General features: G+C 64.3%; 28 protein-coding genes. 20 read left to right on the top strand and 8 right to left on the bottom strand.

The genetic code is table 11. The features are described 5' to 3' along the window. Positions 1 to 26: 26 nt before the first annotated feature. The 14 genes from EL2594_RS12595 to EL2594_RS12530 all read left to right on the top strand — a co-directional run bounded on the left by EL2594_RS12595 (position 27) and on the right by EL2594_RS12530 (position 9,830). Positions 27 to 938, top strand: a complete 912-nt coding sequence (locus tag EL2594_RS12595) for an AraC family transcriptional regulator (protein WP_011415475.1) — start codon at positions 27 to 29, stop codon at positions 936 to 938. A gap of 33 nt (positions 939 to 971) precedes the next feature. Then, positions 972 to 1,172 carry a hypothetical protein gene (locus EL2594_RS12590; protein ID WP_011415474.1) on the top strand — a complete coding sequence of 67 codons (201 nt, stop codon included), beginning with the start codon at positions 972 to 974 and terminating at the stop codon, positions 1,170 to 1,172. Positions 1,173 to 1,392: 220 nt separating this feature from the next. Continuing rightward, on the top strand, positions 1,393 to 2,304 hold the full coding sequence (locus EL2594_RS12585) for a helix-turn-helix domain-containing protein (RefSeq protein ID WP_011415473.1): 912 nt from the start codon (positions 1,393 to 1,395) through the stop codon (positions 2,302 to 2,304). 107 nt (positions 2,305 to 2,411) lie between these two features. Then, complete coding sequence (locus tag EL2594_RS12580; RefSeq protein WP_011415472.1) at positions 2,412 to 2,822, top strand: SUF system Fe-S cluster assembly regulator; 411 nt, start codon at positions 2,412 to 2,414, stop codon at positions 2,820 to 2,822. Beyond that, entirely contained in the window at positions 2,819 to 4,300 is a 1,482-nt protein-coding gene (gene sufB / locus EL2594_RS12575) for a Fe-S cluster assembly protein SufB (protein WP_011415471.1), read from the top strand. Before EL2594_RS12580 ends, sufB begins: the two co-directional genes overlap by 4 nt. After that, entirely contained in the window at positions 4,297 to 4,563 is a 267-nt protein-coding gene (locus EL2594_RS12570) for a hypothetical protein (RefSeq protein ID WP_011415470.1), read from the top strand. The genes sufB and EL2594_RS12570 overlap by 4 nt, the downstream gene beginning before the upstream one ends. Beyond that, positions 4,560 to 5,108, top strand: coding sequence for an endonuclease domain-containing protein (locus tag EL2594_RS12565; protein ID WP_011415469.1), 549 nt, complete (start codon positions 4,560 to 4,562; stop codon positions 5,106 to 5,108). Before EL2594_RS12570 ends, EL2594_RS12565 begins: the two co-directional genes overlap by 4 nt. Continuing rightward, complete coding sequence (locus tag EL2594_RS12560; protein ID WP_011415468.1) at positions 5,105 to 5,476, top strand: hypothetical protein; 372 nt, start codon at positions 5,105 to 5,107, stop codon at positions 5,474 to 5,476. The genes EL2594_RS12565 and EL2594_RS12560 overlap by 4 nt, the downstream gene beginning before the upstream one ends. Further along, the gene (locus EL2594_RS12555) at positions 5,473 to 6,165 is read left to right on the top strand and encodes a hypothetical protein (protein WP_011415467.1); all 693 of its coding nucleotides are present in this window, start codon (positions 5,473 to 5,475) and stop codon (positions 6,163 to 6,165) included. The genes EL2594_RS12560 and EL2594_RS12555 overlap by 4 nt, the downstream gene beginning before the upstream one ends. Next, entirely contained in the window at positions 6,152 to 6,901 is a 750-nt protein-coding gene (sufC, locus tag EL2594_RS12550) for a Fe-S cluster assembly ATPase SufC (RefSeq protein ID WP_011415466.1), read from the top strand. The genes EL2594_RS12555 and sufC overlap by 14 nt, the downstream gene beginning before the upstream one ends. Continuing rightward, entirely contained in the window at positions 6,894 to 7,649 is a 756-nt protein-coding gene (locus EL2594_RS12545) for a SufD family Fe-S cluster assembly protein (protein WP_011415465.1), read from the top strand. The genes sufC and EL2594_RS12545 overlap by 8 nt, the downstream gene beginning before the upstream one ends. Before the next feature lie 113 nt (positions 7,650 to 7,762). Then, positions 7,763 to 8,962 (top strand): SufS family cysteine desulfurase, encoded by a 1,200-nt coding sequence (locus EL2594_RS12540; protein ID WP_011415464.1) that lies wholly within the window; start codon positions 7,763 to 7,765, stop codon positions 8,960 to 8,962. After that, the gene (locus EL2594_RS12535) at positions 8,959 to 9,471 is read left to right on the top strand and encodes an SUF system Fe-S cluster assembly protein (RefSeq protein ID WP_011415463.1); all 513 of its coding nucleotides are present in this window, start codon (positions 8,959 to 8,961) and stop codon (positions 9,469 to 9,471) included. Before EL2594_RS12540 ends, EL2594_RS12535 begins: the two co-directional genes overlap by 4 nt. Further along, complete coding sequence (locus tag EL2594_RS12530; protein ID WP_011415462.1) at positions 9,471 to 9,830, top strand: HesB/IscA family protein; 360 nt, start codon at positions 9,471 to 9,473, stop codon at positions 9,828 to 9,830. Before EL2594_RS12535 ends, EL2594_RS12530 begins: the two co-directional genes overlap by 1 nt. Before the next feature lie 3 nt (positions 9,831 to 9,833). Here EL2594_RS12530 and EL2594_RS12525 read toward each other — a convergent pair whose 3' ends face one another. From EL2594_RS12525 to EL2594_RS12515, 3 genes are all read right to left on the bottom strand, one after another. Further along, positions 9,834 to 10,778, bottom strand: a complete 945-nt coding sequence (locus tag EL2594_RS12525; RefSeq protein WP_011415461.1) for a hypothetical protein — start codon at positions 10,776 to 10,778, stop codon at positions 9,834 to 9,836. Between the two features lie 69 nt (positions 10,779 to 10,847). Further along, positions 10,848 to 11,288, bottom strand: coding sequence for a hypothetical protein (locus EL2594_RS12520; protein ID WP_011415460.1), 441 nt, complete (start codon positions 11,286 to 11,288; stop codon positions 10,848 to 10,850). Next, on the bottom strand, positions 11,278 to 11,973 hold the full coding sequence (locus EL2594_RS12515; protein WP_011415459.1) for an EI24 domain-containing protein: 696 nt from the start codon (positions 11,971 to 11,973) through the stop codon (positions 11,278 to 11,280). The genes EL2594_RS12520 and EL2594_RS12515 overlap by 11 nt, the downstream gene beginning before the upstream one ends. A gap of 139 nt (positions 11,974 to 12,112) precedes the next feature. On the opposite strand from EL2594_RS12515, the gene EL2594_RS12510 reads away from it, so the two are divergent. After that, positions 12,113 to 13,108: an adenosine kinase gene (locus EL2594_RS12510; RefSeq protein WP_011415458.1), complete on the top strand. Its 996-nt coding sequence runs from the start codon at positions 12,113 to 12,115 to the stop codon at positions 13,106 to 13,108. Here the strand turns inward: EL2594_RS12510 and purD are convergent. Beyond that, positions 13,105 to 14,385, bottom strand: a complete 1,281-nt coding sequence (gene purD, locus EL2594_RS12505) for a phosphoribosylamine--glycine ligase (RefSeq protein WP_011415457.1) — start codon at positions 14,383 to 14,385, stop codon at positions 13,105 to 13,107. The two genes, EL2594_RS12510 and purD, sit on opposite strands and share 4 nt — an antisense overlap. Positions 14,386 to 14,556: 171 nt before the next feature. On the opposite strand from purD, the gene xseA reads away from it, so the two are divergent. Genes xseA through EL2594_RS12485 form a run of 4 tightly spaced genes read left to right on the top strand, consistent with a single transcriptional unit; the run spans position 14,557 to position 18,150 of the window. Further along, a complete protein-coding gene (xseA, locus tag EL2594_RS12500) occupies positions 14,557 to 15,990 on the top strand; it encodes an exodeoxyribonuclease VII large subunit (protein ID WP_011415456.1) in 1,434 nt (477 codons plus the stop codon). 24 nt (positions 15,991 to 16,014) lie between these two features. Continuing rightward, a complete protein-coding gene (locus tag EL2594_RS12495) occupies positions 16,015 to 16,218 on the top strand; it encodes a DUF2093 domain-containing protein (RefSeq protein WP_011415455.1) in 204 nt (67 codons plus the stop codon). Beyond that, a complete protein-coding gene (locus tag EL2594_RS12490) occupies positions 16,218 to 17,153 on the top strand; it encodes a M23 family metallopeptidase (RefSeq protein WP_011415454.1) in 936 nt (311 codons plus the stop codon). Before EL2594_RS12495 ends, EL2594_RS12490 begins: the two co-directional genes overlap by 1 nt. A 16-nt stretch (positions 17,154 to 17,169) precedes the next feature. Next, positions 17,170 to 18,150: an esterase-like activity of phytase family protein gene (locus EL2594_RS12485; RefSeq protein ID WP_196793202.1), complete on the top strand. Its 981-nt coding sequence runs from the start codon at positions 17,170 to 17,172 to the stop codon at positions 18,148 to 18,150. Positions 18,151 to 18,220: 70 nt separating this feature from the next. Here EL2594_RS12485 and rpmB read toward each other — a convergent pair whose 3' ends face one another. Beyond that, positions 18,221 to 18,520: a 50S ribosomal protein L28 gene (gene rpmB, locus EL2594_RS12480; protein WP_011415452.1), complete on the bottom strand. Its 300-nt coding sequence runs from the start codon at positions 18,518 to 18,520 to the stop codon at positions 18,221 to 18,223. 120 nt (positions 18,521 to 18,640) lie between these two features. Between rpmB and EL2594_RS12475 the strand changes: the two genes are divergently transcribed. Next, a complete protein-coding gene (locus tag EL2594_RS12475) occupies positions 18,641 to 19,096 on the top strand; it encodes a nucleoside deaminase (protein WP_041685339.1) in 456 nt (151 codons plus the stop codon). Position 19,097: 1 nt separating this feature from the next. Here the strand turns inward: EL2594_RS12475 and EL2594_RS12470 are convergent, their stop codons facing one another. The 3 genes from EL2594_RS12470 to nadC form a co-directional block, all read right to left on the bottom strand. Continuing rightward, complete coding sequence (locus EL2594_RS12470; RefSeq protein WP_155806060.1) at positions 19,098 to 19,463, bottom strand: hypothetical protein; 366 nt, start codon at positions 19,461 to 19,463, stop codon at positions 19,098 to 19,100. A 24-nt stretch (positions 19,464 to 19,487) separates the two neighbouring features. Continuing rightward, positions 19,488 to 20,174: a ribonuclease T2 family protein gene (locus EL2594_RS12465; protein ID WP_011415449.1), complete on the bottom strand. Its 687-nt coding sequence runs from the start codon at positions 20,172 to 20,174 to the stop codon at positions 19,488 to 19,490. Between the two features lie 113 nt (positions 20,175 to 20,287). Continuing rightward, positions 20,288 to 21,151: a carboxylating nicotinate-nucleotide diphosphorylase gene (nadC, locus tag EL2594_RS12460; RefSeq protein WP_011415448.1), complete on the bottom strand. Its 864-nt coding sequence runs from the start codon at positions 21,149 to 21,151 to the stop codon at positions 20,288 to 20,290. Positions 21,152 to 21,199 lie beyond the last annotated feature (48 nt).

The following is a 21,199-nucleotide window of genomic DNA, read 5'->3' as shown; positions in this document are numbered from 1 at the left end:
GGGTCGCTCGAGGACTTGCGTAACTGATGGATGCCCCTTTCCGGTTCGAGTTCGTCGCTGCGCCCCGCGATCTCGCGCCGTATGTGAACACATTGTTCGTCTTCGAGACGGACCGCGAACGGCTGGACGACATCCTGCCGGCCTATTCCGCGCAGATGATCACTTTCGGCCGGGGCCACGCCCGGATGCAGTTCGGCGACGATCATGTCGGCGAATCGAGCGATGCCTTCTTTCTTGCCCCGATGCAGCAGGCAGCACCTTTCTCGATGAAAGGACCGGTGCGCGCCTGCGGCGTCTCGCTGACGGCCCTGGGATGGGCGGCCATCGCCGATCTGCCGGTCGATACGTTCGGCCACCGCAGGATCGATGCAGACCGAGTATTGGGGGAAGGGTCGGCCCGGGCTATGGCTGCAATTGGCGCCGATTTCGCGTCTGGGGAGCTGGAGGCCAAGGATGCCTGCATGCGACTGGCGGACATTGTTCGCACCAGCCTGAACCCGCCGTCGGACAACCATGCGGATTTCATCATGCGCACCGTCGCCTGGCTCAGCGCCGACTTCAATCCGGACGTGGCGGAACTAGCCCGCGCAACCGCCCTGTCCCCCCGGCAGGTGCAGCGATTGTGCAAGAGATTCTTCGGCAAACCTCCGGCGACACTGGTGAAGCGGTACCGTGCCATACGCGCGGCCACGCTGCTTTCGCAGCCCGATCTCGATGCGGCGGCCAGGAACGAGGTTGAAGCGGCCTACTTCGACCAAGCCCATATGATCCGCGACATCCGCCAGTTCACCGGGCGCACGCCGAAGCACTTCCGCACCGACGCGCCCAGCGTGACGAGCGACACGCTCGGGCCGGAGGGATCTCTTCGGCGGAGGAAGCTGAAACGCGCTTGGAATCGATCCGGAACGCGCGCACAGCCGATTCCGCAGCGGCAATGAGAGAAAAATACGCATGCTTGATTTCGCGAGACGATGCTGTCGCAAGGGACCCTTTCGGACAGCGAGGAAGCCGCGATCGCAACCGCGTTCTACGACCAGCCGCACATGATCCGCGAGATACGCCGCTTCTGCGGCTATACGCCCGCGCGGCTCGGCGGGGACGAGCAGCCGATACTCAAGACTTTGCTGCAAATGAAGAATTTCACCCGGCTGCAGGAATTCCGGGCCTCCTGAACAAGTCTCGGCTCCCTCTCCTGCGGCCTGTCTCGAGACCGAAGTCTGCATCTATTCGCCCGGCGACCAAGTGCATCGGCGCCGGATGACGATACCAATCAACTCGAAATTGCTGGATTTTCTTGCTGAAAAGAGCTTCAAGGGGGGCGGGGCAGCAACAATATTAATAGTGGGTCGCATGAAACGGATGGCGGAAGCGGGGGGGTCCGCTTTAGGGGTAGTGACGGAAGGGGCGGCTTCGGCCGCGGCGCACCACGAGTCCGCCGCGATCGACTACATACCGCCGCCCGAAGACTTGCGCCCCTACATCACTACATTGTTTCACTTCCGCAGCGACGAGGCGGAAATCGAGGATATCCAGCCGGCCGACGTCGGCAAGCTGATGATCGTCCTCAAGGGCGACGGCGAGGCGCATTTCCGTGACGGCCGCTCGCAGGCGATCCCCAGATGCTCGCTGCAGTCGCCGACTTCGGTGGCGGTCCCGTTCCGCTTCGAGGGCGGTTTTCACTCACTGGGCGCGGCCCTTACCCCCCTCGGCTGGGCCGCGCTTAGCGGGCTGGGTGCCGACGAGCACGGCAACCGCATTTTCGAAGCGCGCGACTTTTTCGGGCCTGAAACCGACGCGTTCTGTGATGCGATCCACACGTCCTACGCCGACGGCTCGATCGCGCAGATGGAGATGGTCGACCGGCTTTCCGGTTTCATCCGCCCGCGGCTCAAGCGCGTGACGAAAAGGCACGCCACGCTGATTGCGCAAGTGGTCGAATGGCTCGGCACCTCGCTCGATCCGGAGCTGGACGCGCTCTACGAACAGACCGCCTATTCGACGCGGCAGACCCAAAGGCTGGTCGAGCGCTATTTCGGGCTCAACCCGCGGGCGCTGAAGCGCAAATACCGCGCGGTGCGGGCCGCGGCATTCCTGTCGGCCCCGAACACTACGGAAGAGGAAGTGGCCGGGGTGACAGAGTTTTTCTACGACCAGTCGCACCTGATCCGCGAGATCAATTTGTTCGTCGGGCGCACCCCCTCGCGGCTGGGAGGGGACGACAACCCGATCCTCAATGAACTGCTCGACCTCAGGAACTTCCGGGTCAAAAAACCCGATGGCGAGGACTTCGAGCGCAAGACCTGACCGCAGCTGCTAACGACTCGCAACAAGCCAAAAATCGTTGAATTCCGGCCATTCCGCGCCTAGCTGGAAATCGGAACGATTTGGTCCGATTTGAGTCAGTCTTGCCCATGCGCCTTAGCAACCTTGCCGATTATGCCGTGGTCACGATGAGCCACGCCGCCCGCCATTGCGGTGGCGGACGCGTGTCGGCGGCGGAACTGGCTGCGGAAACCGGCCTGCCGGTGCCGACGGTGCAGAAGGTCGTCAGCAAGCTGACTGCGGCCGGCCTCTTGCGCTCGGTGCGCGGGGCAGGTGGTGGGCTACAGTTGGCGCGGCCGGCGGCGGCGATCAATGTGGCGGATATCGTCGAAGCGGTGGAGGGGCCGATCGCGCTCACCGCCTGCATCGATGGCACCGACTGCGCGGTGGACCACAATTGCACGGTCAAACCCCATTGGCCGCTGATCAACAATGCAATGCGCGGTGCGCTGGCGGGCATCCCGTTGACGCAGCTTGCAGCCGAGAAAGAACTGGCATGACCGAAGAAATTGACGTCCAGGACCGTGATGCGAAGGAGGCAGCCGCCAAGGCCGCCGACTACGAGCACGGCTGGTCCAGCGACATCGAGCAGGACTTCGCGCCCAAGGGCCTGAATGAGGATACCGTTCGCTTCATCAGCGAGAAGAAGGGTGAGCCGCAGTGGATGCTCGACTGGCGGCTGAAGGCGTTTCGCCTGTGGCAGACCATGGAAGAGCCGGACTGGGCCAAGCTCGGCTATCCGAAAATCGATTACCAGGACGCCTATTACTACGCCGAACCGACCAAGAAGCCCGAGCTGGAATCGCTCGACGAGCTCGATCCGGCGATCAAGGAAGTTTACGACAAGCTTGGCATCCCGCTGGGCGAGCAGGAAGTGCTGGCCGGGGTCAAGGGCGCGCGCAAGGTCGCGGTCGATGCGGTGTTCGACAGCGTCAGCGTTGCCACTACGTTCCGCGAAGAGCTGAAGAAGGCGGGCGTCATCTTCCTCTCCATCAGCGAGGCGATCCGCGAGCATCCGGAACTGGTCAAAAAGTGGCTCGGCAAGGTCGTGCCGCAGCGCGACAACTACTTCGCCACGCTCAATTGCGCGGTCTTTTCGGACGGCACCTTCGTCTATATTCCGGAGGGCGTGCGCTGCCCGATGGAGCTCAGCACCTATTTCCGCATCAATGCGGAGAATACCGGCCAGTTCGAACGCACATTGATCGTTGCCGAGAAGGGCTCTTACGTCAGCTATCTCGAAGGCTGCACCGCGCCGATGCGCGACGAAAACCAGCTTCATGCCGCCGTGGTCGAGCTGGTCGCGATGGAAGATGCCGAGATCAAGTATTCGACCGTCCAGAACTGGTATCCCGGAGACGCCGAGGGCAAGGGCGGGATCTACAATTTCGTCACCAAGCGCGGCCTGTGCCAGGGCGCGCGCAGCAAGATCAGCTGGACGCAGGTCGAAACCGGCTCTGCGGTGACATGGAAATATCCGAGCTGCGTGCTCAACGGCGAAGACAGCGTCGGCGAGTTCTACTCGGTTGCGGTGACCAACAATTACCAGCAGGCCGATACCGGCACCAAGATGATCCACAACGCGCCCGGCACGCGCAGCACGATCATTTCCAAGGGTATCAGTGCGGGTAAGTCGAACAACACCTATCGCGGCCTCGTGCGCGTCGGGCCGAATGCGGAGAATGTCCGCAACCGCACCGAATGCGATTCCTTGCTGATCGGCGACCTCTGCGGCGCGCACACCGTGCCCTATATCGAGGTCAAGAACCCGAGCGCGCAGATCGAACACGAAGCAACCACCAGCAAAGTCAGCGACGACCAGCTCTTCTACGCCATGCAGCGCGGGCTCGACGAGGAGCAGGCGATGGCGCTGATCGTCAACGGCTTCGCGAAGGAAGTGCTGAAAGAGCTGCCGATGGAGTTTGCCGTCGAAGCGCAGAAGCTGCTGGCGATTAGTTTGGAAGGAAGTGTCGGATGAGCGAACAGAATGTGATCGAAGCCCAAGTTGTGGTCGGCCGCAATTTGGCGGATGGTGAAGCGTTAGGCCTATATCGGTTTCACGCTATGCCGCGTGTTGACGACCACATCGCTATTGACCCAGAAAACGGCGATCCGGAGAACTTTCGTGGGTTGCAGGTCATCAGCGTGCATCATTTCCCACTCTCACTCGAAGCCCCCGGTGGCGACTCACCTTTAATCGAGACCGAGTATGTGATGGTGCTTTGTAAAGAAACCAAATGACCGATCGCAAGACCCTCAAACTTCGCGATGAGTCCGACCAGGATGACGCCGCTGCGACCCTTAACAAGAAGGGCCGTGGCTGGAAGATTTCGGAGAAGCGCCTCGATGCGCTGCATGATCGCGCGCGAAAGATGCGGCGGCATCCGTCCGAGGCGCATAAGGCGCTCGCTGCGCGCTTTGCCAAAGAAGATTTCGGCAAGTTCAAGTTCCAGAAGCAGGTCGTGATCGGCTCGGCGATCATGGACTTCGCTTCGCACCCGCTCGGCCTTGCCATCGATATCGAGGAAGCGGACGATACCGAACTTGCGAAACGCCGCGACAAGAGCCTCGCGGCGGTCGGGATCGAAGTTCTGCGCTTGCCGGCGCAGGACATTCTCGATGATATGGAAGCCGTCATGAAAACTGTCTTCGCGGCAATGAATGCGCGCTACCGCGAGAAACAGGAAAACCGTCGCAGCAGGCCTTCGACACATCAAAGGCGCACGGATTCAAGAGGTACAGATGTCCGGGGTACCGGGCCGAGAGAGGGAAGGGAAAGACGATGATGATAACGACGATCGCCGCTACGGTTCTTGCCATGCAGGCCGCGCCTGCCGCCGAGCCGGTGCAGCGGCCCGAAAAGCTCGAAAATGTCTCGATCCCGCAGGAACTCTCGCCGGCCCTGATGCCTTACCTCACCTGCCGCCAGACCGAGCAGGGCATCGCGCTCTACGACGATGACGGCAAGCTGCTCAATCCGCGCGAAACCAAGCAGGATTGCGGGCCGGTGCGCGAGAAAGCGCGCGGCAAGACCATCGGTATCCTCAAGGACCTGATGCTCGGCCGCAACCGCACCGAGCGTGCCGAGCTGGCCGACGCCTGGCTCGCCCGCATCGATCGCCTGTCCGGCCCGACCGAAGAGAGCGATTCATGATTGCCACCTCCATTGCCAGCGCCGTAGCTCTGCTTGTCGCCCTGCAGCAGGCGAGCGACAAGGTCGAAGCGGTCTATTCCGACGAGGACTGGACGCTCGATTACCCCTTCGTGATCGAGCCCTATGTCGGTGAGTATTACGATTGCCTGCGGGCAGGCTCCTACACGATCGGCGAAGGGCGCACCTTCGCCGCGCAATATCGCGAGGACGACCTGCCGCGCTGCGCCGACAAGGGCGTGCGGCTGGAGGCCGAGGCCAATGCCGTGCTCGCCGGTCGCGACAGTTCGGACGCGATGACGCCGCAGGATGTTGCGGCGCTGTTCGACCAGATCCGCGCGCTGCACGTGGCACGCGGCGCGAGCATCGACTCCGCCACCCGCGCGCGATTGGTGACGGAGCCGGAATACCGGCAGGTCCGCCGCCAGGCCGCCGTCGCCAGCGAAGACACCGCCCGCTGCGTCGCCCGCATCGATGCGCTGTCGCAGGAACGCAGCGCCTTCATGGCCGACAATAGCGACCGCATCGAAGCGGTGCATGCGCAGGACAGCTACAGCGAAGACGACCAGCGTGAACTGTTTGCCTACCAGCGCCAGCTCCAGCGCTTCAACTCGCTCATCGTGATCGAACAACGCCGCTGCGCCGCAGCGGGACAACGGGAACTTGCAGATTTCGACAATGCTCAAGATTGAAAACCTTCACGCCGAGATTGACGGCAAACAGATCCTCAACGGCCTGACGCTGGAAGTGCAGGCGGGCGAAGTGCATGCCATCATGGGCCCCAACGGCGCTGGCAAGTCCACGCTCGCCTATGTACTGGGCGGCCGACCTGGCTATGAAGTGACTGCAGGCTCGGTCACGTTCATGGGGCAGGATTTGTTCGCCATGGAACCGCACGAACGCGCGGCGGCGGGGCTGTTCCTCGGCTTTCAGTACCCGGTCGAGATCCCCGGCGTCTCCAACGTCCAGTTCCTGCGCGAAGCGCTCAATGCGCAGCGTACCGCGCGCGGGGAAGAGCCGCTGTCGGGCGGCGATTTCCTCAAGCTTGCCAAGGAAAAGGCCGGGCTGCTCAAGCTCGACATGGAAATGCTCAAGCGGCAGGTGAATGTCGGCTTCTCGGGCGGCGAGAAGAAGCGCGCCGAAATGGTCCAGATGGGCATTCTCGACCCGACCTTCGCTGTCCTCGACGAGACCGATAGCGGCTTGGATATCGATGCGCTGCGCGTCGTCGGCGAAGGGATCAATGCGATCATGCGCGATCCCGCCAAGGGCGTGCTCCTGATCACGCACTACCAGCGCCTGCTCGAAGTGGTGAAGCCCGACAAGGTCAGCATCCTCGCCGCCGGGCGCATCGTCCAGACCGGCGGTCCCGAAATCGCAGTGCGCCTGGAAGACGAAGGCTACGACGCGGTGATGGCCGATGCGTGAGGTGGCGGCTCTTCCCACCCGCCGTGACGAGGCGTGGCGCTATGCCGATATCGAGGCGCTCGAGCGGCTCGGTGTGGACGCGCTCGATGTGTGGAAAGAAGTCACCCTCGCGCCGGGCGAGACGCGCAGCCATTGCATGGTCGTCGGCAGCGATGCGCCCGAATTGCATCGCGTCCGCCTGACGATCGGCGAAGGCGCGCGGGCGGAGATGTTCACCGTGATCGCGGGTAGCGACTATTGCCGGGTCGAAGTCGAAGTCCGGCTCGCGAAGGGGGCGCATTTCGAATTCGGCGGGGTCACCATCGGCGGCGGCGATGCGGTGCGCGAATTCGTGACGCACACCGTCCATGCCGAGCCGGAAGCGACCTCCAACCAGGTCGTGCGCGCGGTGCACTGGGACCAAGGCAGCGGCAATTTCCTCGGCGCGATCGATGTCGTGCGCGATGCGCAGAAGACCGACGCGGCGCAGGATTTCAAGGGCTTGCTGCTGAACAAGGGCGCGAGCGCGAACGCCGTGCCGCAACTGGAAATTTTCGCCGACGATGTGAAATGCGCGCATGGCGCGACGGTCGGCCAGCTCGACGAAATGGCCCGCTACTACATGGCCGCACGCGGCATCCCGCCGCACACCGCCAAGAAGCTGCTCGTCCGCGCTTTCATCGCCGACGCTTTCGTGGCGATTGGAGACGAGGCCGAGCAGGAACGTTTGCTCGAAGCCGCGCTCGACGTGCTTGGGGATACGCTGTGACGACCACCGATCAGCCAACTTCCGTACGCCCTGAGCCTGTCGAAGGGCAGGCGAAACGCTTGGGCGCGGAGCAAGGCGGTGGCTGGGCTTCGACAGGCTCAGCCCGAACGGGCGTGGGCGTACGGTGCGACTTCCCGGGTCTTGTCACCCCCGATGGCAAGCGGTGGCACTATCTCGACACTGCCGCGACCGCGCAAAAGCCGCAGGCGGTGATCAATGCCATGAGCCGCGCGCTGGGCGAGGATTACGCTACGGTCCACCGCGGGGTCTATGCGCGCTCGGCCGACATGACCGTCGCCTACGAAGCGGCCCGCAAGCGCACCGCCGAGTTTCTCGGTGCCAAAAGCGAGAATGAAATCGTTTTCGTGCGCGGCGCGACCGAGGGGATCAATCTCGTCGCGCACAGCTGGGGCCTTGCGAATCTGAAGGCCGGCGACCGCATCATGCTGAGCCAGCTCGAACATCACTCCAACATCGTACCGTGGCAGATGGTGGCCGAGCGGGTCGGCGCAGAAATCGACGTCTGTCCGCTGACCGAAGATGGCCTGATCGATCTGGACTGGCTCGAAGCCAACCTGACCGAGCAGCATGCCATCGTCGCGCTGGCGCATGTCTCCAATGTGCTCGGCTCGGTACTGGGCGCGAAGCGCGCGGCCAAGGCAGCGCATGCAGTCGGGGCAAAGCTGCTCCTCGACGGCTGCCAGTCGGCCCCGCGCATGCGGCTCAACATGGCCGAGCTCGATTGCGACTTCTTCGTTTTCTCCGGCCACAAAATATACGGCCCGACCGGTATCGGCGTGCTGTGGGCGCGCGAGGAACTGCTCGATGCCATGCCGCCGTACCAGGGTGGCGGGTCGATGATCGACAAGGTCACATTCGAACAAACCACCTATGCTCCGCCACCGCAGCGCTTCGAAGCGGGAACGCCGATGATCACCGAAGCGATCGCGCTGCATGCGGCGATCGATTACACCACCCAGTTTGGCATGGAGAGCCTCTACGCGCACGAGAACGGGCTGGTGCGGCAAGCGCGCGAGGTGTTGAGCCAGATCAACTCGATCCGCCTGTTCGGCCCCGAATCCTCCGCCGGAATCCTGTCTTTCACCATGGAGGGGGTGCATCCGCACGACCTCGGCACCATATTGGATGAAGAGAATGTCGCGATTCGGGCCGGGCACCACTGCTGCCAGCCGCTGATGGACTATCTCGGCGTACCCGCGACGGCGCGGGCCAGCTTCGGCCTTTACAGCGACGAAAGCGACATCGACGCGCTGCTGCGCGGCATTGAACGAACCCAGAGGATCTTCGGATGAACAAGCCCAGCGACGAGAAGGACTTTGTCGCCGCCCCCGCGCCGAACGAGGAAGTGCTGCGCGAAGCACCGCCCAAGCCGCCGCGTGCCAGAGTCGAGGACGCCGTGGAGCAAGAGGCGCCGCGCGAAAAGCTTGAGCGCAAGCGCGATTATCTCGAGGGCTTCCTGCAGAAGAAGCCTGAGAGCGCCGGTCCCGGCGGGGCAGGCAGCGAGTTGCAGGAAGCCGTCGTCGCCGCGCTCAAGGAAATCTACGACCCGGAAATCCCGGTCAACATCTACGATCTCGGCCTGATCTACGGCGTCGAAGTCGATGACGAGGCCGATGTCACTGTCACCATGACGCTGACGACCCCGCATTGCCCGGTCGCCGAAACCATGCCCGGCGAGGTCGAGCTGCGCGCGGCCAGCGTGCCGGGTGTACGCGATGCCGAGGTCAATCTCGTGTGGGACCCGCCGTGGGGCCCCGACAAGATGACCGACGAAGCGCGGCTTGAATTGGGGATGCTGTGATGGCCGACACCAAGACCCGCCCCGCCCCGAAGGCCGCCGTGATCCTCACGCCGGCTGCCGAACAACGCGTCGCTGACTTGATGGCGAAGGCGCCCGAGGATGCGATCGGGGTCAAGCTCTCGACGCCGCGCCGTGGGTGTTCAGGCCTCGCTTACTCGGTCGATTATGTCACCGAGGAAGCCAAGTTCGACGAGAAGATCGAGACGCCCGGTGGGGTGTTCTACATCGATGGTGCGAGCGTGCTCTACCTGATCGGCAGCACGATGGACTGGGTGGAAGACGACTTCACCGCCGGATTCGTATTCGAAAACCCCAACGCCAAGGGCGCGTGCGGCTGCGGCGAGAGCTTTATGGTCTGAGCGTTAGTCCAGCTCCGCCTCGATCCGCTCGATCAGCGCTTTTTCCAGCGGGTCGAGCTGGCCGTCGGCTTCGATCATACCGTTCAGCCATCTGGCTTCGTTTGCCGTCACGTCCTCACCTTCGATCGCGCGCACGGTGTAATCCGTGCCCCCGCCCTTCTGGCCGAAGACCTTGCCGAAGTGATTGGCCATCTTTGGCGCTTCTTTCGCCATGCGACCGAAGAAGCGCCCGACATTGACCGAATTGTCGGCGATGAAGCTCTCAAGCTCCTTTACGCGTCCGTGCGACAGCTGGGCATTGGCTGCCTGGAAGCCGCGCAGGTAATTGGCGACGCCGTCGACGAACAGCACCGGCCAGTCGGGCGCACTGGCGGCATTGAGCGTCGCATCCTTGATGCGGAACAGCATCTCGGCATCGTAACGGCTGACGGCTGCTGGGCCGTGTCCGCCGCTGGCAAAGACCAGGCGGCGCAGGATGTGGCATTCGGCGGTGCTGACGTGGCAGGAGGCGAGCTCGCCGCCGCAGCGGGTCGGACCTTCGCCGTGCAGCACGGCGTGCTCGACCTGCTTCAGCGCGTATTGCTTAAGGACATCGTCGACATTGCGCGCGCGCTCGATGATGCGCACCAGCACTTCGAGCTCGGCCATCGTCTCAAGCTTGCCATCGTGATCGATTGCTCCGATCAGCCATTCGGCTTCGGCGCGGTCGCACATGCCCTTGGGCTCGCTGCCGTTGAGGACGAATTCGCTGATCGCTTCGACGAAAAAATCGACCCAGTCGTTGCCGGGCATTACGATCTGTCGGTTGATGGCGAAGATGGCTTCGGCTTCTTCGCGGGTCATCACACCATCGCCCCAGCCGAGGCGGCGCAGTGAGAGGATTTCATCGGACGTGACTCGACCATCTTCCGCGACGGAGCGTGCAAGGTCGGTGAACTGGAAACTCATGGCAGAAGGCCCCTCAAATCTGAGCCCTCGACCATGGCGGAATAGCCTTAAATCGGCGTTACCAAGCCGCTAGCGCCCCCGCAGTGCGCGCACACAGGCGACACGGTCGACATCGAGCGCATCGCTCGATCGACGCGCATCGATATAGGTCGCGGTCGGCTCCGCCCCCGGACGCAGCGGGTAGAGATAGACATCGAGCACGCAGGCTTCGCCCTCGAACTGCAACTTGCGCGCATCGCCTTCGTAGACATCGAGCCGCGCGGTGCCGAATTGGCGCTGGAGATCGCCGACTGTGCTGCCGATCACACCTTCGAGGCCAGGCACATTCATCACCTGCGGCGCGATAAAAGCGCCCCCTGCGGTGGGCGGCGGTGCTGGCGGGCGGGTCGGCGGGACGCGCACGGTGCCGGTCCGCGGCGGGGGCGCGCTCGCACCGGGCGCGGTCGATCCGCCGGCGGTAGTGCAGGCCGCCAGCAGCGGGACGAGCAAGAGGGCGATACTAAAGCGCATCGGGGAGCGACTCCTTGCGATCATGGACGAGATGCGTTGCGGCAGCGGCGCCGATTACCGGTGCCAGCAGGTTGAGGAAAGGGACGGCGAACAAGGCCGCGACAGTGCCGCCAAGCAGAAACCGCGTCAGACCCGTGAGCGGCGGTGCGTCTTCCGGGCGTGCGCGATGTCGCAACCAGGCGATATCCTGCAATTCGCGCCCGAGCAGCCAGGCATTGACCAGCCAAAACAGCAGCACCGTACCGATGCCGGTCACCAGCAGGATGAGTGCGACCGGCAGCGCCAGCAGGTTCGCGCCGAGTGCCCGGCCCAGCCCTTTCAGGCTTTCGCGCAGGCTCTCTGCAAAGGTGAGGTCGCGAGCCACCGCGTGCGCTCCGGGATAATGGCGCTTCTCCACCGCCATCACGATCTCGTCGGCAAAGAACTGGATAACGGCGATGGCGACAATGCGGAACAGCAGCCAGCCGCCGATGACTGCCAGCAGGATCGAGACCAGCGCGGCGATTTCCGCGCTGAAGCCCGTGGTGTAGCTCTCGAGCGCCTGTTCGAGCGCCGCCCACAGCCCGACGCCCAGAGCGGCGAAAACGAGCAACGTCAACGCCACGCTCTTCACCAGCACTCGCACGATCGCCGGATCGGCCAGCTGCCCGACAGCGCGGGCAAATGCGGTGGGAAGGCTTATCATCGCGGCCGCTTGTGAGTCGCGCGTGGTAAGGTGTCAATCGCCATTGTCGCGCGGCGCGCAAGACAGGGCTTGGCCGGTGCATGGCAAGCGGCTAGGCGCGGCGCGAGTTTCTTGCCCGCTGCAATCGACGGAGTTTTCCATGACTGAGCCCCGCTACGACGTCATCGCCATCGGCAATGCCGTGGTCGATGTGATCGCTTCCTGCGAAGACGAGCTGATCGACGAGCTCGACCTCAATCGCGGCGGGATGACACTGATCGACGAAGCGCGCGCGAAGGAACTGTACGACGCGATGCCGCCGGCGCGCGAAGTCTCGGGCGGTTCGGCGGCCAATACGCTCGCTGGCCTCTCGACGCTTGGCCTCCAATGCGCCTTCATCGGCCAGGTCGCCGACGACCAGCTGGGCGAAGTCTTCCGCCACGACATGCGCGCCACCGGCATCGATTTCGACACGCCTGCGCGCGAAGGCGAGCCCGCCACAGGCCGCGTGATGATCTTCGTGACGCCCGATGGCGAGCGGACGATGAACACCTTTCTCGGCGCGGGACAATTCCTGCCCGCCGAAGCGCTCGACGAGGAATTAATCGCCAGCGGCGGCATCCTCTATCTCGAAGGTTATCTCTGGGATCCGGAAGAGCCGCGCAAGGCCATGCGCCGCGCGATCGAAGTGGCGCGCTCTGCCGGGCGCAAGATCGCCTTCACTGCCAGCGAAAGCTTCGTGATCGACCGCCACGGTGACGATTTCCGCGCCATGATCGACGACGGCGTAATCGACATCCTGTTCGTCAACGAGCATGAGCTCGCGACGCTGACGGGCGAAGAAGATTTCGACAAGGGCGTCGCCATGGTCGCGCCCAAGGTGCCCGTGCTGGTCGCCACCCGCAGCGAAAGAGGCGCTATCGCGGTCGCTAACGGCACCCGCGCCGAAGTCGCCGCCGAGCCGATCGACAAGGTCGTCGACACCACCGGCGCCGGCGACCAATTCGCCGCCGGCTTCCTGTCGGGCCATGCGAGGGGCGAAGACCTGCAGGCCTGCCTCAAGCGCGGCGCAATCGCAGCGGCGGAAGTGATCAGCCACTACGGCCCGCGCCCCGAGGTCGATATGAAAGCGCTGATGGCTCAGAAGCTGAGCTAGGCTTTCCGCTCCCGCTTGATCTCGCGCCAGCCGATATCGCGGCGGCAGAAGCCGGTGGGGAAGTCGATCGCGTCGACAGCCTGGTAGGCGGCGCGCTGGGCTTCGGACACGTTCGGGCCTGTGGCAGTGACGTTGAGGACACGGCCGCCGTTGGCGACCAGCGTGCCGTTAGCGTCCCGTTTGGTGCCAGCGTGGAAGACTTTCGCGCCATTTGCCTGGGCCTGGCCAAGGTCGATGCTGCCGCCCTTTTCGGGTGTGCCGGGATAGCCCTTGGCCGCCATCACGACCGTGAGCGCGGTTTCGGGAGCCATCTTCGCATCAGAGAACTCGCCTAAGCGCCCCTCGGCGCAGGCCAGCATCAGCTCTGCGAGGTCCTCCTGCAGCCGCATCATCAATACCTGGCATTCGGGATCACCGAACCGGGCGTTGTATTCGATCAGTTTTGGGCCGGTCTCGGTCAGCATCAGCCCGGCATAGAGTACGCCGGAATAGGGCATGCCCTCTTCGCGTAGGGTCGTGACGGTGGGCTCGATGATCTCGGCCATCACGCGCGCCTGTAAATCGTCGGTGAGGATCGGTGCGGGCGAATAGGCCCCCATACCGCCTGTATTGGGTCCCACATCGCCGTCGCCGATGCGCTTGTGGTCCTGCGCAGTGCCGATGGGCACGATTGCCGTTCCGTCGGTCAGCGCGAAGAAGCTCGCTTCCTCGCCCGCCATGAACTCCTCGATCACGACTTCCGCACCCGCTTCGCCGAACTGTCCGCCGAACATGTCGGCGAGCGCGGCCTGGGCATCTTCGCGCGTCTCGGCGATGACCACGCCCTTGCCTGCCGCCAGTCCGTCGGCCTTTAGAACGTGGGGTGCCTCGAAGCGCTCCAGTGCCTGCGTCGCTTCATCAAGCGAAGTCGTGCGGACATAGCCCGCCGTCGGAATTCCAGCGCGTTCGCACAGGTCCTTCGTGAACCCCTTCGAGCCCTCCAGCTGGGCGGGCTTGGCGTTCGGACCGAACACCGCGATGCCCGCCGCGCGCAAACTGTCGCCCAACCCATCGACCAGCGGCGCTTCGGGTCCCACGACGACCAGTGCAATGTCCTTATTGGTGCAGAATTCTGCCACTGCGCCATGATCCGCCACATCCAGCGTCACGCATTCGGCATCCTCGGCAATCCCCGGATTGCCCGGCGCTGCATAGAGCTTTGTGCAGCTGGGTGACTGCGCCAATTTCCATGCCAGCGCGTGTTCGCGCCCTCCGGAGCCGATGAGGAGAATGTTCACGTGGCAAACCTCGCGCAAAAGTAAGGACAGTGGTTGGCGGTACGCGCCAGCTTCGCTACCGACAAGCTCAGCACGAACGGGTAGAGAAGCCACCTCCTAACCGTTCGCCCTGAGCCTGTCGAAGGGCCGTCCTTCTTTGAGCACAAGTGTGTGGAGAGCAGTGCGCCCACGATGTCCGATCTGATCGCTCAATCTCGCGCAGGCGACAACGCCGAGCCGCTTTCCGTCAGCGCCTTGTCCCAAATGCTCAAGCGCACGGTCGAGGACCGCTTCGGCTATGTCCGCCTGCGCGGTGAATTGTCCGGCGTGAAGCGGGCCGCGAGCGGTCACATGTATTGCTCGCTCAAGGACGAGAAGGCCGTGATCGACGGGGTGATGTGGAAGGGCACCACCGCGCGCCTCGCGTTCCAGCCGGAAGACGGGCTGGAAGTGATCGCGACTGGCAAGCTCACCACTTATCCGGGTCGCTCGAAATACCAGATCGTGCTGGAAAGCTTGGAAATGGCGGGCGAGGGCGCATTGCTGGCGCTGCTCGAGAAGACCCGCCAGCGGCTCGAAGCGGAAGGCCTGTTCGCGCGTGATCGCAAGCGGCCACTGCCGTTCCTGCCGCGCACGATCGGGGTCGTGACCTCGCCGACCGGGGCGGTGATCCGCGATATCCTGCACCGGCTGGCGGATCGTTTTCCCAGCCATGTGCTGGTCTGGCCGGTGCTGGTGCAGGGGCAGGGCGCGGCCGAGCAGGTCAGCGCGGCGATCCGGGGTTTCGGGGCCATAAAAGCTGGGGGCGAGGTCCCAAGGCCGGACCTGTTGATCGTCGCGCGCGGGGGCGGCTCGATTGAGGATTTGTGGAGCTTCAACGAAGAGATGGTCGTGCGCGCCATCGCCGACAGCCCGATCCCGGTGATCAGCGCGGTCGGGCACGAGACCGACACCACGCTGGCGGACTATGCCGCCGATCGCCGCGCGCCGACGCCCACGGCCGCCGCCGAAATCGCGGTGCCGGTGAAGGGGGAACTGGCCGCGACGCTCAATGACTATGCGGCCCGCCAGCAACGCGGCGTGCTGCGGCCGCTATCGCTGGGGCGTGAACGACTGGAGGCGCGGGTCCAGCGCCTGCCGACCATCGAAACCCTGCTACAGCCACAGGCGCAAAAGCTCGACGAAAGGGTTGAGCGATTGCGGGGTGCGCTCAGGGATCGCGCGGCGAAGGGACGCGAGGCGTTGGCGACGCAACGGTTGTCGCCCACTATGCTCCAACGTGCCGAGCGCGAGGCGCGGCGCAAGCTCGACCAGGTTCGTTTGGCCCCCGCGCTGGTGGAGCGGCGCGCGGCGCGCGATGGCGAGCGGCTGGCGGGTCTCTCGCGCGTGCTGGCCACACTCAATCCGCGCGCCCCGCTCGAGCGTGGCTATGCACTGGTGCGCGATGCCGACGGCAAGCTGGTCCGCGCCAAGGGGGAGGCGACGAAGCAGGCGCGGCTGGCAGTCGAATTCGCCGATGGCAGTCTCGATGTCGTGCCGGCGGGAAAAGCCGCCGCCGCGCCGAAACGCGTGAAAAAATCGCCTCCGCCGGGCACGTCTGGCGCGCAGGAAGATTTGTTCGGTTAATCCTGTGCTGCTAAAGAGATACCCATGTTGATGTCCTCTCGAAACGAGCCCGCGCGGCTCGAATACGGCCCCAATGGCTTTCGCGTCCTGCGCACGGGGCGCTTCGTCCATTGCGCTGTGAGCGGCGAAGAAATTCCGCTGGAAGACCTGCGCTACTGGAGCGTCCACTACCAAGAGGCCTATGCCTCGGCGGAACTCGCGACCCAGCGCCTGACGCAAGACGCGTGATGGCTCCGTTTGCGAAGCGCCTCGCGCTGTTGGCGGCTGTCGTCGCCCTAGCGCCCGGTTGCCAGGCCAACGTGCGCGAAGATGCGGCGGCCGCACCGGTCCAGCCCGCCGCCGCCGCCGCAACGGTTGCGGCGCAACCGGTCGAAGTTCCTGCCTTTCCGCCCAAACCCGACGGGCCGAGCGATTTCGTCTATCGCGGCGAGCTGGAACAAGGCGGCTGGATCCGCGGACAGGTTCCGGCGGGCACGTTCCGCGCGCGGCTGGGCGGGCAGGCACTGACGCTGGACGAGGATGGGCGCTTTTTCGCCGCTTTCGATCGCGACGCGGGGCCGACCGCGCGGCTCGTAGCGACCCTGCGCAATGGCAGCACCATCGAAACCGATCTCGCCATCGCACGGCGGGACTGGGATATCGAGCGCGTGAACATCGCCCGCAGACGCGGCGGCGCGAGCGAGGCTTGGTGGTCCCGGCGCAAGCCCGAACTCGACCAGATCAATGCCGCGCGGGGCATGGACGCGCCGAGCCAGGGTTGGGCGCAAGATTTCATCTGGCCGGTCAGGGGCCGCATTTCCGGACGCTTCGGCTCGCAGAGGATCTATCGCGGCGAACCGGGCAGCTATCATTCGGGCATCGATATCGCACCGGGCAACGGCGTGCCCTTCGTCGCGCCCGCCGACGGCGTGGTGACGCTCGCGACGGCGCGGCCCTTCTCGCTCGAGGGCTATCTTCTCATCATCGATCATGGACAGGGCCTCAACAGCGCTTTCCTGCATCTTTCCAAGATCGCGGTGAGCGAAGGGCAAGTGGTCAAGCAAGGCCAGTATCTCGGCAATATCGGCGCTAGCGGGCGGGCGACGGGGCCGCATCTGCACTGGAGCCTCAAGTGGCGCGATGCGCGGCTCGATCCGCTGCTCTTTACCGGCCCGATGGACTGACCCGGCGGGCGGACCCGTGAAAAGGCGGCTGATATTGCTCGCCTGTGTGGCGCTGGGCCTCGCGCCCGGGACCTGGGTGCGCAGCGCCGTCCCGCCGCCCGATTACGATTCCTGCGTGGCGATCACGCGGCTGACCGACCTGCCGCCGCGCCTCGGCCCGTTCGTCACGCTCAATGCGTGGGAGCTCGACAGCAACCATCACCTGTTCGGCAGCTATTCGGCCTTGCGGGCCACGGCACCGGGCGAATTCCTGACCGCGAGCGATCGCGGCAATGTCCTGCGCTTCACGATAGAGGGCGACCGCCTCGGCATTGGCCCGATGGCGCGCTTCAATGGCGAGGATCGCTTCGCCGAAAAACGTGCGTCCGACATCGAAGCGCTTGCGATTGACCCGAAGAGCGGCACGGTCTGGGCGGCATACGAAGGACTCAACGCGATCGAGCGGCGCGATGCGCGGCTGCGCTCGCCCACCCGCGTGCGTCCGCCGTCGATGCAGGACTGGCGCAGCAACAGCGGCCCCGAAGCCATGCTGCGCTTCGACGACGGGCGTTTTATCGTGATCGGGGAGGGCACCACGCGCTGGACCGACGATCGCATGCCGGCGGTCCTGTTTGCGCGCGATCCTGCCGAAGGTGATCCCGGCATGTCCTTCGCCTTCAGCGCGCCCGAGGACTTTCGCCCGACCGATATCGCTGCCCTGCCCGACGGGCGGGTACTCTTCCTGCTGCGGCGGATCGTCTTCGGCCTGCCGCCGCGGTTCGAGATCGGGCTGCTGGTCGCCGATCCGGCGCAGATCGCCGAAGGCGAAACCTGGTCGGGCGAGTTGCTGACGGTCTTCTCCCGCCCCTTCCCGACCGACAATTACGAAGGGCTGGCGGTAGAACCGACCGATGGCGGCTATCCGGTCACGATCACGATGATTTCCGACGACAACGATATCGCCTACCAGCGCACGCTCGTCGCGCAGCTCTACTGGGATGGTCGCGCCGGTCGCTAGTCACAGCAAAAGGCGCGCAAGTTGCCCCGCGCGCCTTTTGCAGATTTCGTGAGGCCGGACGGCCGAGCGCTTACGCCGCAGCGTCAGCCTCGTTCATCGCCTTCTTGAGCTCGCGCTTCACCTTGAGCGCATTCGAAGACAGCTTGTCGTCCTTGGTCTTGAGCAGCCAGTTGTCCAGCCCGCCATTGTGCTCGACCGAGCGCAGGCCCTGCGTCGACACACGGAACTTGAAGCCGCGGTCCAGCTTTTCGCTCAGCAGCGTGACGTTCTGCAGATTGGGCAGGAAGACGCGCTTGGTCTTGTTGTTGGCGTGGCTCACATTGTGGCCTACCTGGCGGCCCTTGCCGGTCAGTTCGCAGATGCGCGACATGGTTCGTCTCTTCTCAAAAAATATCGGTCAATGCCGGGAAAGGCGCGCGCATAGCGGCGGAGGGGCGAATCGTCAACACGAGTCTGGCCTTCCGGGCCGAGCGCGCGTAGCGGCTTTGGCATGACCCGCTGGCCATTACCAGACCCAATGCGCTTAGCGCTCGAGGAAGCACGCAAGGCTGCCGATGCCGGCGAAGTCCCGATTGGGGCGGTGGTGGTGAAGGGCGAGAAAGTAATCGTTGCGGCCCACAATTCGCCGCGCACCGACCATGATCCCACCGCCCATGCCGAGATCGCCGCAATTCGTGCCGCCGCCAAGGCGCTAGGGCAGGAACGGCTGGAAGGCTGCGACCTGTGGGTGACACTGGAGCCCTGCGCAATGTGCGCAGGCGCGATCAGCCACGCCCGCATCGCGCGACTCTATTACGCGGCCAGCGACCCCAAGGGCGGCGCTGTGGAGCACGGCGCCAAGGTGTTCGACCACTCACAATGCCTGCACGCTCCGGAGGTATATTCAGGCATGGGCGAGGACGAAGCGGCGGACATGCTGCGTGGGTTTTTCAGGGAGCGGCGCTGACTCACATGTCCGCAGTTGCGGCAAGTGAAAAGCCTGAATCGATCTCTATACATCTATAACGACCAGGCACCACAGACAGCGCCGGGTCTTCATTGTAAGGTTGAATAATCTCCTCGCACGCTGATTTGTTGTCAGGCAGCCCATGGAACGTTGCAAGCCAGTCAGGACCTGCTGCGCCATCCTTTATCAACGCAATTGCCCTCGAGTATTCCAAAGGCTTGCTCTTGAATGTTTGCTCGAGAGCATCTGTGAAGTCGCTGAGGCTCTCAAAGTCGCGACTTGCCATCTGTTCTGATTCCGCCTCGTTGGCTAAACCAGAGCAGGCCGCCAACATTAAGGCCGCCAATCCCGTGAGCCATAAACGCATGTCGAAGTCCTCCAATAGATGCTCTCATAATCCTCGCCAAATCTTCGCTTCGATGTTGTCACGCACTCCCAATTGCCGGGGTTTGCATCGCACCGGCATAAAGTTCTTGCCGTAGCACAGGCGCAATTCCTGCAGCCAGCCGCGCTCGTTCAGCTTCACGCCGACCATTTCGGGCTGCCAGTGCGTGCCATTGGCGCTGGCGAAGGCGCAGCGGATGTCGCCTGCGGTGAGGTTGTCTTGTCGCGACAGACGGTCGTAGTCGGGGATGCGCAGGCTATTCCAGAGGATGCGCGTGACCTTGAAATAGGTTTCCGGGCGGCGCGCCATGCAGCTGCCGTGTTTCTGCCACTGCCGTGCCATCAGGCGGGGCGAGGGCATCATGCACAGGTTGCGCTTCGCCTCGGGTACGGAAACCGTGCGCGCGGTGCCGCAATATTGCGGCCAGATGTCACGCCCGTCGGGCCACAGGCCGTGGACGATCAGGCCGAAGCGCCCGGTCCGCCCAGAACATTGCGTCGCATCGCGGCGCGAAGACTGGCGGGTGCGACAGAACTCGGGCGACCAGCTGAGCGCCAGCGTGTAGCCGGTGACGGGCAGCTGCCGCGTCGGGCCGTCCTGCCGCTGTTCGGGCACCAGCAGATTGCCGGATACGCGGCATTGGTAGGATTGGGCGAGACCCGGGGCGGCGCTTCCCATCAACAAACCCGTCATTGCGAGGAGCGCTAAGCGCCGCGGCAATCCATGGCTCAAAGCGAGCAAAGCGGCGGCGGCTCCATGGATCGCCACGCGACTGCGTCGCTCGCGATGATGAAGAAGGGCAAATCTCACAGCGGTGTGAAATCCAGTCCGATATCGGCGGCGGGCGCGCTCTGGGTCAGGCGGCCGACGGAAACGTAATCGACACCCGTCGCGGCCTTGGCCTTGATCGTGTCGAGAGTGATCCCGCCGCTGGCTTCGGTCGGTACGCGGCCTGCCACGATGCTCACGGCTTCACGCAAAGTGTCGGGCCCCATATTGTCGAGCAACAGCCGTGTCGCGCCTGCCCGGAGCGCAGGTTCGATCTGGTCGAGCCGGTCGACTTCGCAGATGATCTCCTCGACCCCTGCCGCGACCGCGCGGCGCACCGCCTCGCCGACGTTTCCGGCCACGAGCACGTGGTTGTCCTTGATCATCGCCGCATCCCACAGCCCCATGCGGTGGTTCGATGCCCCGCCCATGCGGGTGGCGTATTTCTCCAGATGCCGCAGGCCGGGAATGGTCTTGCGCGTGTCGAGCAGCGTGCAATCGGGATTGTCCATCGCATCGACATACTCGCGCACCATGGTGGCGATGCCCGAGAGGTGCTGGACAGTGTTGAGCGCACTGCGCTCCGCCGTCAGCATGGCGCGGGCATTGCCCTCCAGCCGCATCAGGTCCGCGCCGGGTTCGACTGCGGCGCCTTCCTCGACCAGAATGTCGATCGCCATCGCCGGATCGAGCGCGCGGAAGAAAGCTGCGGCGACGGGGAGACCCGCAACCACTATCGGGTTGCGGCTGTCCATCACGCCGGCGAAGCGCGCTTCGGCGGGGATCACGCTCTCGCTGGTCACGTCGCGCCCGCCGCCAGGCAGGCCTTCGCCCAGGTCCTCCGCCAGCGTGTCGCGCACGAAACGGTCGAGGTCGAAGCCGGGCAAGTCGAATGTGCTCATGGCGGCACGTCCTGCGCGATTTTGCCTGCATTCTCAAGCGCAGCGGAA

The organism is Erythrobacter litoralis HTCC2594, assembly GCF_000013005.1.
GTDB lineage: Bacteria > Pseudomonadota > Alphaproteobacteria > Sphingomonadales > Sphingomonadaceae > Parerythrobacter > Parerythrobacter litoralis_A.
The sequence above is the reverse complement of the archived record's forward strand: the minus strand, read 5'-3'. Positions and strand labels throughout refer to the sequence as shown.

Bases quoted from the DNA above. Each gene is read 5' to 3' on its own strand.
- EL2594_RS12595 (WP_011415475.1), top strand. From the start codon at position 27: ATGGATGCCCCTTTCCGGTTCGAGTTCGTCGCTGCGCCCCGCGATCTC.
- rpmB (WP_011415452.1), bottom strand. From the start codon at position 18,520: ATGTCGCGCATCTGCGAACTGACCGGCAAGGGCCGCCAGGTAGGCCAC.
- EL2594_RS12565 (WP_011415469.1), top strand. From the start codon at position 4,560: ATGACCGATCGCAAGACCCTCAAACTTCGCGATGAGTCCGACCAGGAT.
- sufB (WP_011415471.1), top strand. From the start codon at position 2,819: ATGACCGAAGAAATTGACGTCCAGGACCGTGATGCGAAGGAGGCAGCC.
- sufC (WP_011415466.1), top strand. From the start codon at position 6,152: ATGCTCAAGATTGAAAACCTTCACGCCGAGATTGACGGCAAACAGATC.
- EL2594_RS12465 (WP_011415449.1), bottom strand. From the start codon at position 20,174: ATGACGGGTTTGTTGATGGGAAGCGCCGCCCCGGGTCTCGCCCAATCC.
- EL2594_RS12535 (WP_011415463.1), top strand. From the start codon at position 8,959: ATGAACAAGCCCAGCGACGAGAAGGACTTTGTCGCCGCCCCCGCGCCG.
- EL2594_RS12520 (WP_011415460.1), bottom strand. From the start codon at position 11,288: ATGCGCTTTAGTATCGCCCTCTTGCTCGTCCCGCTGCTGGCGGCCTGC.
- EL2594_RS12560 (WP_011415468.1), top strand. From the start codon at position 5,105: ATGATGATAACGACGATCGCCGCTACGGTTCTTGCCATGCAGGCCGCG.
- EL2594_RS12570 (WP_011415470.1), top strand. From the start codon at position 4,297: ATGAGCGAACAGAATGTGATCGAAGCCCAAGTTGTGGTCGGCCGCAAT.
- EL2594_RS12555 (WP_011415467.1), top strand. From the start codon at position 5,473: ATGATTGCCACCTCCATTGCCAGCGCCGTAGCTCTGCTTGTCGCCCTG.
- EL2594_RS12590 (WP_011415474.1), top strand. From the start codon at position 972: ATGCTGTCGCAAGGGACCCTTTCGGACAGCGAGGAAGCCGCGATCGCA.
- EL2594_RS12580 (WP_011415472.1), top strand. From the start codon at position 2,412: ATGCGCCTTAGCAACCTTGCCGATTATGCCGTGGTCACGATGAGCCAC.
- EL2594_RS12545 (WP_011415465.1), top strand. From the start codon at position 6,894: ATGCGTGAGGTGGCGGCTCTTCCCACCCGCCGTGACGAGGCGTGGCGC.
- EL2594_RS12510 (WP_011415458.1), top strand. From the start codon at position 12,113: ATGACTGAGCCCCGCTACGACGTCATCGCCATCGGCAATGCCGTGGTC.
- EL2594_RS12515 (WP_011415459.1), bottom strand. From the start codon at position 11,973: ATGATAAGCCTTCCCACCGCATTTGCCCGCGCTGTCGGGCAGCTGGCC.
- EL2594_RS12525 (WP_011415461.1), bottom strand. From the start codon at position 10,778: ATGAGTTTCCAGTTCACCGACCTTGCACGCTCCGTCGCGGAAGATGGT.
- xseA (WP_011415456.1), top strand. From the start codon at position 14,557: ATGTCCGATCTGATCGCTCAATCTCGCGCAGGCGACAACGCCGAGCCG.
- EL2594_RS12475 (WP_041685339.1), top strand. From the start codon at position 18,641: ATGACCCGCTGGCCATTACCAGACCCAATGCGCTTAGCGCTCGAGGAA.
- EL2594_RS12495 (WP_011415455.1), top strand. From the start codon at position 16,015: ATGTTGATGTCCTCTCGAAACGAGCCCGCGCGGCTCGAATACGGCCCC.
- nadC (WP_011415448.1), bottom strand. From the start codon at position 21,151: ATGAGCACATTCGACTTGCCCGGCTTCGACCTCGACCGTTTCGTGCGC.
- EL2594_RS12530 (WP_011415462.1), top strand. From the start codon at position 9,471: ATGGCCGACACCAAGACCCGCCCCGCCCCGAAGGCCGCCGTGATCCTC.
- EL2594_RS12470 (WP_155806060.1), bottom strand. From the start codon at position 19,463: ATGCGTTTATGGCTCACGGGATTGGCGGCCTTAATGTTGGCGGCCTGC.
- EL2594_RS12490 (WP_011415454.1), top strand. From the start codon at position 16,218: ATGGCTCCGTTTGCGAAGCGCCTCGCGCTGTTGGCGGCTGTCGTCGCC.